The following is a 12,174-nucleotide window of genomic DNA, read 5'->3' on the forward strand; positions in this document are numbered from 1 at the left end:
TTCCAACCTTACCAGAATCATTTTCCGGTCCGTTTCCGTCCCGTTCACTGATTCCGGCTGCCGGGAACCTGTCAGTGCAAGACTGCTTCCGGTTCCCGTTCGGCGGAGCCCTAAACGTACTGGAGCGGGGCGCCCGGATGCAAATCCGGGTGCCCCGCCCCTGGTTGAGCCTCAGACCTCGACGACCACGGGGAGGATCATGGGCCGGCGGCGGTAGTTGTCCGACACCCACCTGCCCACCACACGGCGGACGAGCTGCTGCACCTGGTGCGGCTCGGAGATGCCGTCCTGAGCCGACTTGGCCAGGACCTCGTCGATCTTGGGGATCACCGACTCGAAGTCCTTGTCGTCGATGCCGGAACCCCGGGACTGGATGTGCGGACCACCCGTGATCTTGCCGGTGGTGCTGTCCACCACCACGAAGATCGAGATGATCCCCTCCTCGCCCAGGATCCTGCGGTCCTTCAGCGATGTCTCGGTGACGTCGCCGACCGACAGACCGTCGACGTATACGTAGCCCGCCTGGACCTTTCCGACGATCTTGGCCCTGCCGTCGACCAGATCGACCACCACGCCGTCCTCGGCGATCACGATGTGGTCCTTGGGTACACCGGTCTGCGCGCCCAGTTCCGCGTTGGCTCGCAGATGGCGCCACTCGCCGTGGACCGGCATCAGGTTCTTCGGTCGGCAGATGTTGTAGAAGTACAGCAGTTCACCGGCCGAGGCGTGGCCGGAGACGTGGACCTTGGCGTTGCCCTTGTGGACGACGTCGGCGCCCCAGCGGGTCAGCCCGTTGATCACCCGGTAGACCGCGTTCTCGTTTCCCGGGATCAGCGAGGAGGCCAGGATCACCGTGTCGCCGGGGACGATGCGGATCTGGTGGTCGCGGTTGGCCATCCGCGACAGCGCCGCCATCGGCTCGCCCTGCGAACCGGTACAGACGAGCACCACCTCGTCGTCCGGCAGGTCGTCCAGCGTCTTGACGTCCACGACGAGCCCCGCGGGCACCTTGAGATAGCCCAGGTCCCGGGCGATGCCCATGTTCCGGACCATCGAGCGGCCGACGAAGGCGACACGGCGGCCGTACTCGTGAGCCGCGTCGAGGATCTGCTGGATGCGGTGGACGTGACTGGCGAAGCTCGCCACGATGATGCGCCTGCGCGCTCCGGCGAACACCTGGCGCAGCACCTGGGAGATGTCGCGCTCGTGCGGGGTGAAGCCCGGCACCTCGGCGTTCGTGGAGTCCGACAGCAGCAGATCGATGCCCTCCTCGCCCAGACGCGCGAAGGCACGCAGGTCGGTGAGGCGCCGGTCCAGCGGGAGCTGGTCCATCTTGAAGTCGCCGGTGTGCACGGCCATGCCCGCGGGGGTGCGGACGGCGACGGCCAGGGCGTCCGGGATGGAGTGGTTGACCGCCACGAACTCGCAGTCGAAGGGGCCGATGCGCTCGCGGTCGCCCTCGGTCACCTCGAGGGTGTAGGGGCGGATGCGGTGTTCCTGGAGCTTGGCCTCGATCAGGGCCAGGGTCAGCTTGGAGCCGATCAGCGGGATGTCCGGCTTCTCCCTCAGCAGGTACGGGACGCCGCCGATGTGGTCCTCGTGGCCGTGGGTCAGGACGATGCCGTCGATGTCCTCCAGCCGGTCCCGCACGGAGCTGAAGTCCGGGAGGATCAGGTCGACTCCGGGCTGCTCCTCCTCGGGGAAGAGCACGCCGCAGTCGACGATGAGCAGCCGTCCGCCGTACTCGAAGACGGTCATGTTGCGGCCGATCTCCCCCAGGCCGCCCAGCGGGGTGACGCGCAGGCCGCCTTCGGGCAGTGGCGGCGGCGGGCCGAGTTCGGGATGCGGGTGGCTCAAAAGTCTCTCCTCACCACGCGCGCCACGCACCCTGGCGGGCACGTGGCGCGCGATCGTCGTGCACTTGCAGTTGTTGGTCCTTATCCAGTTGTGAAGTCTGTTTCAGAGCTGTACCCCGCCGGCGGCGAGATCGCGCTTGAGCTGCTCGGTCTCCTCAGGGCTCAGCTCGACGAGCGGCATGCGCAGGGGGCCGGCCGGCAGCCCCTGGAGCGCGAGAGCGGCCTTGGTGGTGATCACGCCCTGGGTGCGGAACATACCGGTGAAGACCGGCAGCAGCTTCTGGTGGATCTCCGTCGCCTTGGTCACGTCGCCGCTGAGGTGGGCGTCCAGCAGGGCGCGCAGTTCGGGGGCGACCACATGGCCGACGACCGAGACGAAACCGACGGCGCCGACGGACAGCAGCGGGAGGTTGAGCATGTCGTCACCGCTGTACCAGGCCAGTCCGCTGGTGGCGATGGCCCAGCTCGCACGCCCCAGGTCACCCTTGGCGTCCTTGTTGGCGACGATCCTGGGGTGCTCGGCCAGCCGGACGATGGTCTCGGTGTTGATGGGGACGCCGCTGCGGCCCGGGATGTCGTAGAGCATGACCGGCAGGCCGGTGGCATCGGCGATGGCGGTGAAGTGCCGGTACAGGCCCTCCTGCGGGGGCTTGCTGTAGTACGGCGTGACGGCCAGCAGGCCGTGGGCGCCGGCCCGCTCGGCCGCGCGGGCCAGTTCCAGGCTGTGCCGGGTGTCGTTGGTACCGGCTCCGGCGACGACGTGGGCGCGGTCTCCGACCGCCTCGACCACGGCCTTCACGAGCTGGGCTTTCTCCGCATCGCTGGTGGTCGGGGACTCACCGGTGGTGCCGTTGACGACGATGCCGTCGTTGCCGGCGTCCACCAGGTGGACGGCGAGCTGCTGCGCGCCGTCGAGGTCGAGATCGCCGTCCGCGGTGAACGGCGTGACCATCGCGGTCAGGACCCGCCCGAAGGGCGTCTGCGGTGTGGAGGTCGGAGCCATGGGTCCCACGCTACTCGCAGCCTGAGGTCCGGCGCGCCCTCGGGAGGCGGTTGAGGAGCCCGGCACTGTCCGCTCGGGGGTTCAGACAGTGCCGGGTCCGTGAGAAAAGCGTAGACGAACATTCCCGAAGGCCGCAATCCGGACATATGGCGCAGTGGTCCGTGTATTACGGGGCGACCCGCCCGTTGGCGTTGAACGCCTCGTGCGTCAGCGGCATGAGACCGGCCCAGTGCGCCTCCATCCGCTCGGCGACCATCTCGATCTCCCGCTGGGGGAAGGAGGGCACCTTCGCCAGTTCGTGCCGGGTGCGCAGCCCCAGGAAGTGCATCAGCGACCGGGCGTTGCAGGTGGCGTACATCGAGGAGTAGAGGCCGACCGGAAGGGCCGCGCGGGCGACCTCGCGAGCGATGCCGGCGTCCAGCATCTCCTGGTACGCCTCGTAGGAGCGGCGGTAGCTGTCCTCGAGGGTTCGGACGGTGCCCCGGTGCTGCTCGGCCGTGCCCTCGACGAACCGGTACTTGCCCGGACGCCCCTCCTGCACCAGCTTGCGGGAGGTGTCCGGCACGTAGAAGACGGGCTCCAGCTCCCGGTACCTGCCGCTCTCCTCGTTGTAGCTCCAGCCGGCCCTGTGACGGTGGAACTCGCGGAAGACGAACAGCGGCGCGCTGATGAAGAAGGTCATCGAGTTGTGCTCGAACGGGCTGCCGTGCCGGTCGCGCATCAGGAAGTTGATCAGCCCCCTGGAACGCTGCGGATCCTTCTCCAGCTCCTCCAGGGACTGCTCACCCGCGGTGGAGACCCGCGCCGCCCACAGCACGTCGGTGTCTGCGGCCGAGTGTTTGACCAGCTCGACGGTCATGTCACTGCGGAAGCGGATGTCGGGGGCGTCGGACACCGGGAATCCTTTCGGTCGTGCCACGCGGGAAGTCGGGGCGGCGCACAGCCTATGGCGGGGGCGAACCGGGGGGCGACCTCGCCCCCTCGGCCCGCCTCCGCCGGCACGGCGGCGGGCACGGTCGCTGATATTCTTCCGCAAGCAGCAGAAAACGGGCACTCGACCGAACGTCTGGGCGTTCTCCCCGTGGCAGTACAGATCACCCCTGAAGGAGCAGCAGCAGATGGCCCGCCGCGAGGAGTCCGTTCCCTTCGCCTTCGTCGCCGACTCCGGGCGATTCCGCAGTAACGTCACTCCCCCGCGCAGCCGTCCGTCGAGGGCTGACATGGCCGGTCGCGTACTGCTGGGAGTGGTCGTGGTCGCCGGCCTCGTGGGTTCCCTGCTCCTGGGGATGCCGGCCCTGGACACCCCACGGCCGCAGGACGGCGGGCCGCACCAGCCGACCGCCGCCGAGAGCCGCTGATAATCTCCTCGCTCACAGGCCCCCACCCACTGTGTCCGTGAGCGAGGAACCCGTGCCACTGCACTTCCTGACGGCCGACGGCGAACTGGACGCCACCGCCTCCGACGCACCGCTGCCGTACGAGGAACGGGAGAGATGGCGTCGACCGTACCGGCCGGGCCCCTGGCGGGTCGCCGGGGCGGCGCTGACGCTACTGCTCGCCGCCTACATGCTGATGTCCACCCTGATCATCGCCATGGCGGGCGGCACCGTGGAGGCGGTCGTGTGCCTGCTGGTGGCGGTGCTGGTGATCGTGTACGCGCTGCGGCTGCTGCGGATGGGGGTGTGGGTCAGCGCCCGCGGGATACGCCAGGTGGGCCTGGTCTCGACCACGACGCTGTCCTGGCGCGAGGTCTCGGCCGTGCGCACCGTGCAGCAGCCGGTGAAATGGCTGGGCCTGCCGCGGACGGTGCAGGGGCAGGCCCTGCTCGTCGAACCGCGGCGCGGCGAGGCGCTGAGGCCGGTGCTGACCGACCACAACGCCGACTTCCTGTCCCGCCCCGACTCCTTCGACCAGGCGGCGGACGTGGTCGAGGGCTGGGCCGCGGAGAACCGCCGCCCCTAGCCCACGCCGATACGGCGGGCCCCGGGGCGGCCGGCTCCCTTCAGGCGGCGGTCTCCCGCACGGGGCCTGCCGTCGTGCAGCGTGATGGCGCGCTGCATGGCCTTGCGGGCCCGCGGGGTGTCCCGGGCGTCGTGGTAGGCCACGGCCAGCCGGAACCAGCAGCGCCAGTCGTCCGGGGCGGCCTCGGTCTCCTCCTTGCGCCGGGCGAAGACCTCGTCCGCCGACGCCCTGTCCACGCGTCCGCCCGCCGTCCGCGCGGGCCCGTCCTGCGGCAGCCCGCCCTCGGCCTCCAGCTCCCGTGCCAGACGGCCGGCGTTCCGCGCGAAGCGGGTGTTGTGCCACAGGAACCAGGCGCCGACGCACGGGAGGACGAAGGCGACGACCCCCATCCCCATCGCGGCGGGCTCACCCGTCCTCAGCAGCAGCACGCCCTGCATGGCCACCACCGCGAAGACGGCGACCAGGGAGACGGCGAGGAAGGCGTAGGTGATCTTTCCGCCCATGGTTGTCAGTCCAGTTCCATGAAGTGCTCCAGCCCCACGGTGAGGCCGGGCGTGTCCGTCACACGGCGCACTCCCAGCAGGATGCCGGGCATGAAGCTGCTGTGGTGCAGTGAGTCGTGGCGGATGGTGAGGGTCTCGCCGGTGTCGCCGAAGAGAACCTCCTGGTGCGCCAGCAGTCCGCGCAGCCGCACCGCGTGCACCGGGATTCCGTCCACGTCCGCGCCGCGGGCGCCGTCGAGTGCGGAGGTGGTGGCGTCCGGCTGCGGCGGGCAGCCCGCCTCGGCCCGTGCCTCGGCGATGAGCCGGGCGGTGCGGGTGGCGGTGCCGGAGGGCGCGTCGGCCTTGTTCGGGTGGTGCAGTTCGACGACCTCGGCGGACTCGAAGAAGCGGGCGGCCTGACGGGCGAAGCGCATGGTCAGCACGGCGCCGATGGAGAAGTTCGGCGCGACCAGCACTCCGGTGCCCGGGGACGCCTCCAGCCAGGTGCGCAGCCTGCCGAGACGCTCGTCGGCCCAGCCGGTGGTGCCGACGACGCCGTGGATGCCGTGGCCGACGCAGAACTCGAGGTTGCCCATCACCGCGTCGGGGTGCGTCAGGTCCACCGCGACCTGGGCGCCCGCCTCGGTGAGCGCCTCCAGGGAGTCGTCCTTGTCCAGGGCGGCGACGAGCTCCATGTCGTCGGCGCCCTCCACGGAGCGGGCCGCCTCGGAGCCGATGCGGCCCCTCGCGCCGAGGACTGCTACGCGGAGCTTGCTCATGTGCGTGTTCCCTTTCACGGGTACGGGCCCGGCGGGGCCCGGATCGGGCGGACCGGCCAGGCCGGGCGGGCCTGTGGTCAGGCGACGGCTTCGTCCAGGCGGGCGCTCTGCCGGTCGGTCAGCGGCCCGATGACCGACAGCGAGGGCCGCCACCCCAGGATCTCGCGGGCCACCGAGCGGATGTCGTCGGGGGTGACGGAGGCGATCTTCGCGAGCATCCCGTCGACCGACAGCTGTTCGCCCCAGCACAGCTCACCCTTGCCGATGTGGTTCATCAGCGCGCCGGTGTCCTCCAGGCCCATGACCGTGGAGCCGGAGACCTGGCCGATGGCGCGGCGCAGCTCCTCGTCCCCCAGGCCGTGCGAGGCGACGTGGTCGAGCTCGTCGCGGCAGATCTTCAGCACGTCGTGGATCAGGTTGGGGCGACAGCCCACGTACACGCCGAACAGACCGCAGTCGGCGAAGCCGGAGGTGTAGGAGTACACGCTGTAGGCCAGTCCGCGCTTCTCGCGCACCTCCTGGAACAGCCGGGAGCTCATCCCGCCGCCCAGGGCCGCGCTGAGCACTCCGAGCGCCCAGCGGCGCTCGTCGGTGCGGGACAGGCCGGGCATGCCGAGGATGACGTGGGCCTGCTCGGTGGCGCGGTCCAGCAGGTCGACGCGGCCCGCGGTGCGGATACGGCGCGAACCGCTCCGGGGGGCGACGGGCTCGGCGTCGGTGCGGCCCAGGGCGCCCGCGCGTTCGAAGGCCTCGCTCACCTGACGTACGACCGTGTCGTGGTCGAGGTTGCCTGCGGCGGCGACGACCAGATGGGTGGGATCGTAGTGCCGGCGGTAGAAGCGGGCGATCTGGTCGCGGGTGAGGGCGTTGATGGTGTCGGTGGTGCCCAGGACCGGGCGGCCCAGCGGGGTGTCGCCGAGCATGGTCCTGGCGAACAGGTCGTGGACGCAGTCCCCGGGATCGTCCTCGGTCATGGCGATCTCCTCCAGGACGACGTTGCGCTCGGCGTCGACGTCCTCGGAGCGGATCAGCGAGCCGGTCAGCATGTCGCAGACGACGTCGACCGCCAGCGGCAGGTCGGTGTCCAGGACCCGGGCGTAGTAGCAGGTGAACTCCTTCGCCGTGAAGGCGTTCATCTCGCCGCCGACCGCGTCGATCTCCGCGGAGATGTCCAGGGCGCTGCGCCGTCCGGTGCCCTTGAAGAGCAGATGCTCCAGGTAGTGGGTGGCACCGCCCAGCGCGGGCGTCTCGTCGCGGGAGCCGACCCGCGCCCAGATGCCGAAGGTGGCGGAGCGGACGGTCGGCACCGACTCGGTGACCACCCGCAGGCCCCCGGGTAGCACGGTCTTGCGGACGGTGCCCGTGCCGTTTCCGGCCGTGGTGGCGGACGGGGACCAGCGCCCGAAGGCGGGCCCGGCGGCCGGGCGGGGGGTGTGATGGGGACGGGCGACGGCCCGCCCCACCGGGGCGGTGGGGCGGGCCGTCGTACGGGGCGTGCGCGTCACTTGGTCGCGGTGTCCTTCGCGTCGGTGGTCTCGGCGCCTTCCTTCTCGTCCTCCTCGAGGACCGGGATCAGCGACAGCTTGCCGCGCTGGTCGATCTCGGCGATCTCGACCTGGACCTTCTGGCCGACCCCCAGCACGTCCTCGACGTTCTCCACGCGCTTGCCGCCGGCGAGCTTGCGGATCTGCGAGATGTGCAGCAGGCCGTCCTTGCCCGGGAGCAGGGAGACGAAGGCTCCGAAGGTGGTGGTCTTCACGACCGTGCCCAGGTACCGCTCGCCGACCTCGGGCATCGTCGGGTTGGCGATGCCGTTGATCGTGGCGCGGGCGGCCTCGGCGGCCGGGCCGTCGGCGGCACCGATGTAGATGGTGCCGTCGTCCTCGATGGTGATGTCGGCGCCGGTGTCCTCCTGGATCTGGTTGATCATCTTGCCCTTGGGGCCGATGACCTCGCCGATCTTGTCGACCGGGATCTTCACGGTGATGATCCGCGGCGCGTTGGGGGACATCTCGTCCGGGACGTCGATGGCCTCGCTCATCACGTCCAGGATGTGCAGGCGGGCGTCGCGGGCCTGCTTGAGGGCCGCGGCCAGCACGGAGGCCGGGATGCCGTCCAGCTTGGTGTCGAGCTGGAGGGCGGTGACGAACTGGCGGGTGCCGGCGACCTTGAAGTCCATGTCGCCGAAGGCGTCCTCCGCACCGAGGATGTCGGTGAGGGTGACGTAGTGGGTCTCGCCCTCGATCTCCTGGGAGATCAGGCCCATGGCGATGCCTGCGACCGGGGCCTTGAGCGGCACGCCGGCGTTCAGCAGCGACATGGTGGAGGCGCACACCGAGCCCATGGACGTCGAGCCGTTGGAGCCCAGCGCCTCGGAGACCTGGCGGATGGCGTACGGGAACTCCTCGCGGGTGGGCAGCACCGGGACGATCGCCCGCTCGGCCAGCGCGCCGTGGCCGATCTCGCGGCGCTTGGGGGAGCCGACGCGGCCGGTCTCGCCGGTGGAGTACGGCGGGAAGTTGTAGTTGTGCATGTAGCGCTTGCGCGTCACCGGCGAGAGGGTGTCGAGCTGCTGCTCCATGCGGAGCATGTTGAGCGTGGTGACGCCCAGGATCTGGGTCTCGCCGCGCTCGAACAGCGCCGAGCCGTGGACCCGCGGGATCGCCTCGACCTCGGCGGCCAGGGTGCGGATGTCGGTCAGCCCGCGGCCGTCGATGCGCTTCTTCTCCTTGATGACGCGCTCGCGGACCAGGGCCTTGGTCAGCGAGCGGTACGCCGCGGAGATCTCCTTCTCGCGCCCCTCGAACTGCGGCAGCAGCTTCTCGGCGGCCAGCGCCTTGACGCGGTCGAGCTCGGCCTCGCGCTCCTGCTTGCCGGCGATGGTCAGCGCCTGGGACAGCTCGTCGCGGACGGCCGTCTGAAGCGCCTCGTACACGTCGTCCTGGTAGTCCAGGTAGATCGGGAACTCGCCGACCGGCTTGGCGGCCTTGGCCGCCAGGTCCGACTGGGCCTTGCACAGGGCCTTGATGAAGGGCTTGGCGGCCTCCAGGCCGGCGGCGACGACCTCCTCGGTCGGCGCCTCGGCGCCGCCCTTGACCAGCTCGACGGTCTTCTCGGTGGCCTCGGCCTCGACCATCATGATCGCCACGTCGCCGTCGGGCAGGACACGGCCGGCGACGACCATGTCGAAGACGGCCTCCTCCAGCTCGCTGTGGGTGGGGAAGGCCACCCACTGGCCGCGGATCAGGGCGACGCGGGTGCCGCCGATCGGGCCCGAGAAGGGCAGGCCGGCCAGCTGCGTGGAGCAGGAGGCGGCGTTGATGGCGACCACGTCGTAGAGGTGGTCGGGGTTGAGGGCCATGATCGTCTCGACGATCTGGATCTCGTTGCGCAGGCCCTTCTTGAAGGACGGGCGCAGCGGGCGGTCGATCAGGCGGCAGGTGAGGATCGCGTCCTCGCTCGGGCGGCCCTCGCGGCGGAAGAAGGAGCCGGGGATCTTGCCCGCGGCGTACATCCGCTCCTCGACGTCGACCGTCAGGGGGAAGAAGTCCAGCTGCTCCTTGGGGTGCTTCGAGGCGGTGGTGGCCGACAGCACCATGGTGTCGTCGTCCAGGTAGGCCACGGCGGACCCGGCGGCCTGGCGGGCCAGGCGGCCGGTCTCGAAGCGGATGGTGCGGGTGCCGAAGGATCCGTTGTCGATGACGGCCTCGGCGTAGTGGGTCTCGTTCTCCACCAGGGAATTCTCCTCGTCTGCGTCCGCGCCCGTGTGGCCCGGACGGTGTCGGTGGAGCGTCTTCCCGTACGGGCCGGTCTTCGATCGAAGCTCCCGGGACCTTTCGCCCGGGGGCCACTACCGAGGACCGGCGGCGTGAAGGCGCTCCGCCTCGTTCTCGTATGTCGTTGTGGGACCAGACTACAAAGCTTCCGGCCTCCGTGAGTGCCTGTGAGGTGCCGCGAGTACGGCGAAGGGAGCGGTTCCCGGCCGGGAACCGCTCCCTCTCACGGCGTACTACCGGGCGCCGGCCGCACCGCGGCGGATGCCCAGGCGCTCGACCAGCGCGCGGAAGCGCTGGATGTCCTTCTTCGCCAGGTACTGCAGCAGGCGGCGGCGCTGGCCGACCAGGAGCAGCAGGCCCCGGCGGGAGTGGTGGTCGTGCTTGTGGGTCTTCAGGTGCTCGGTGAGGTCCGAGATGCGGCGGGTGAGCATCGCGACCTGGACCTCGGGGGAGCCGGTGTCGCCCTCCTTGGTGGCGAACTCGGCCATGATCTGCTTCTTCGTAGCGGCGTCGAGCGACACGCGATACTCCTTGGGTTCTTCGTCGAGGCCACCGAGTGCCCCTGGTCTTCCGCGCAGGGGATCTTCCATGACTCGGGAGGCGGGGTCCGCTGGGCGCTGCCTCCAGGTGATCACCGGAAGACGCGTACACAAACGGCCGCCGACAACCCTACCAGCCGTGCGACGGGTCACTCACCGCAGGTCGCCGCCGGACCCCGGAGGCCGCCGGGGCGGCCCGGACGTCCGTCTCAGCCGGTCATGCTCCGTGCGGCGGAGTAGGCGTCCAGCACCGCCAGGCACAGCGGGACCAGCGACAGCAGGACGAAGCCCTCGGCGAAGTCGAGGAAGCGGCCCCAGAAGGGGGTGACACCGCGCCGCGGCACGATCAGGCCGACGGCGGTGGCCAGTGCCGCCGCGCCGGCCAGGGCCGCCGACAGCCAGACGGTGCGCAGGTCCAGCGGGCCGCTGTCCCCGGCCAGCAGTTCGCCCACCAGGTCGACGGGCGGGTTGAGGGCCAGGCCGAGGGCGAGGAGGGACAGGGCGGCCAGTCCCGCGGCGAGGGTGCAGGCGACCTGGGCGGTGTAGCGGAACAGGCGGGCGCGCGTCAGCGCCGCCAGGCCGGCGGCCAGGGCCAGGAGCTGTCCCCAGCCGGAGTCGGAGAAGCCCAGGACGGCCGCGGAGGCGACGGTGACGGCCGAGCAGCCTCCGACGAGACCGAGCAGCGTCTCGTGGCCGCGGCGGGCCTGGGCCGCGATGCGGTCCGCGTCGACGGGGCCCGCGGTGTCGGGAGCGGCGTCGGGGTCCTCGTCGTAGCGCATGCTGCCGGTGCGCGGCGCGTTGTAGCCGATGGGGAGCCGGGCGAAGCGGGCGGACAGGCCGGGCAGGAAGGCGATGGCGCCGATCGCCACGGGTGCGCACACGGCCGCGGTCTGCACCGGGCTCAGTTCGGCGAGGATGCCGGTGAAGGTGACCAGGGTGCCGACGACGGCGGCGAAGGCCGCGGCGACGAACGGGCCGTCCCCGCCCGGCATGGCGGCGATAAGGGCGACGGAGGCGACGAGGACGGCCACGCATCCGAGCAGGAACTGCAGTCTGCCGATGCCGCCGCCGTCCGCCAGGGGCAGCAGCCCGGACCCGGCGATCATCACGTGCGGCAGGGAGGCGAGTCCGAGCGCCGTCGCGGAGGGCCGGTCGTCGTACACCCGGGCCCGTACCGCCGCGAAGGCGATCAGCAGCACTCCGGTCACGGCGGCGAGGACGCCCGGCAGGCCGTGCATGTCGTGGCGGACGGGGTCGGCGAACCACAGCACGAAGGCCATCAGCGACAGCAGCACCACGCCGCCGGCCAGACCGGCGCCGCGCATCAGGTCGTCGCTCCACATCCTGCGGTCCTTGGAGACCGCGGAGGCGACCGCGTCGGAGACGTCGTCGAAGACGGCCGGCGGCAGCGACTCGGCGAACGGGCGGAGGCTGAGGACCTCGCCGTCCAGGACCTGCTGGGCCGCCAGGGAGCGGGCACTGTCGAGTACTCCGCCGTCGCGGCGCACCAGGTGGTAGCCGACGGGGGCGCCCTCCGCGGAGGTCTGGCCGCTGAGGCGGAGGATCTCGGGGTACAGGTCGGCGGCCGGCACGTCCTCGGGGAGGGCCACGTCGATACGGCTGTCGGGTGCGACGATGGTGACCCGGCAGAAGCCGGTGGCGGCTGCCGGTGCAGTCGTACTCACCTTGAGATCCCCCTCGTGGGCTGCTCGCTGGCTCACTGGCTCCACACGATGCGCACGGGCATTTCGCCGGAACCCCGCGTTCTCCCGCGGCT

General features: G+C 70.9%; 11 protein-coding genes. 2 read left to right on the forward strand and 9 right to left on the reverse strand.

Going from position 1 to position 12,174, the window contains the following annotated elements; all coding sequences use genetic code 11:
• Positions 1-171: 171 nt before the first annotated feature.
• The 3 genes from ACW69E_RS17350 to thyX form a co-directional block, all read right to left on the reverse strand.
• Complete coding sequence (locus ACW69E_RS17350) at positions 172-1,857, reverse strand: ribonuclease J (protein WP_457499156.1); 1,686 nt, start codon at positions 1,855-1,857, stop codon at positions 172-174.
• Positions 1,858-1,959: 102 nt separating this feature from the next.
• Complete coding sequence (gene dapA / locus ACW69E_RS17355; RefSeq protein ID WP_457499157.1) at positions 1,960-2,859, reverse strand: 4-hydroxy-tetrahydrodipicolinate synthase; 900 nt, start codon at positions 2,857-2,859, stop codon at positions 1,960-1,962.
• A 166-nt stretch (positions 2,860-3,025) separates the two neighbouring features.
• Positions 3,026-3,718 (reverse strand): FAD-dependent thymidylate synthase, encoded by a 693-nt coding sequence (gene thyX / locus ACW69E_RS17360; protein ID WP_457499251.1) that lies wholly within the window; start codon positions 3,716-3,718, stop codon positions 3,026-3,028.
• Positions 3,719-3,977: 259 nt separating this feature from the next.
• Between thyX and ACW69E_RS17365 the strand changes: the two genes are divergently transcribed.
• Both ACW69E_RS17365 and ACW69E_RS17370 read left to right on the forward strand, forming a co-directional pair.
• Positions 3,978-4,217 (forward strand): hypothetical protein, encoded by a 240-nt coding sequence (locus tag ACW69E_RS17365; RefSeq protein WP_457499158.1) that lies wholly within the window; start codon positions 3,978-3,980, stop codon positions 4,215-4,217.
• A gap of 52 nt (positions 4,218-4,269) precedes the next feature.
• Positions 4,270-4,821, forward strand: coding sequence for a hypothetical protein (locus ACW69E_RS17370; RefSeq protein ID WP_457499252.1), 552 nt, complete (start codon positions 4,270-4,272; stop codon positions 4,819-4,821).
• Here the strand turns inward: ACW69E_RS17370 and ACW69E_RS17375 are convergent.
• From ACW69E_RS17375 to eccD, 6 genes are all read right to left on the reverse strand, one after another.
• Positions 4,818-5,324: a hypothetical protein gene (locus ACW69E_RS17375; RefSeq protein WP_457499159.1), complete on the reverse strand. Its 507-nt coding sequence runs from the start codon at positions 5,322-5,324 to the stop codon at positions 4,818-4,820. The two genes, ACW69E_RS17370 and ACW69E_RS17375, sit on opposite strands and share 4 nt — an antisense overlap.
• A gap of 5 nt (positions 5,325-5,329) precedes the next feature.
• Positions 5,330-6,082, reverse strand: coding sequence for a 4-hydroxy-tetrahydrodipicolinate reductase (gene dapB / locus ACW69E_RS17380; RefSeq protein ID WP_457499160.1), 753 nt, complete (start codon positions 6,080-6,082; stop codon positions 5,330-5,332).
• Positions 6,083-6,159: 77 nt separating this feature from the next.
• Entirely contained in the window at positions 6,160-7,587 is a 1,428-nt protein-coding gene (locus tag ACW69E_RS17385) for a M16 family metallopeptidase (RefSeq protein WP_457499161.1), read from the reverse strand.
• Positions 7,584-9,815 (reverse strand): polyribonucleotide nucleotidyltransferase, encoded by a 2,232-nt coding sequence (locus tag ACW69E_RS17390; protein ID WP_457499162.1) that lies wholly within the window; start codon positions 9,813-9,815, stop codon positions 7,584-7,586. Before ACW69E_RS17390 ends, ACW69E_RS17385 begins: the two co-directional genes overlap by 4 nt.
• A gap of 276 nt (positions 9,816-10,091) precedes the next feature.
• Positions 10,092-10,379 (reverse strand): 30S ribosomal protein S15, encoded by a 288-nt coding sequence (gene rpsO, locus ACW69E_RS17395; RefSeq protein ID WP_093662273.1) that lies wholly within the window; start codon positions 10,377-10,379, stop codon positions 10,092-10,094.
• Between the two features lie 227 nt (positions 10,380-10,606).
• On the reverse strand, positions 10,607-12,082 hold the full coding sequence (gene eccD, locus ACW69E_RS17400; protein ID WP_457499163.1) for a type VII secretion integral membrane protein EccD: 1,476 nt from the start codon (positions 12,080-12,082) through the stop codon (positions 10,607-10,609).
• Between the last annotated feature and the right edge of the window lie 92 nt (positions 12,083-12,174).

It is taken from the genome of Streptomyces sp. SS8 (assembly GCF_054072955.1).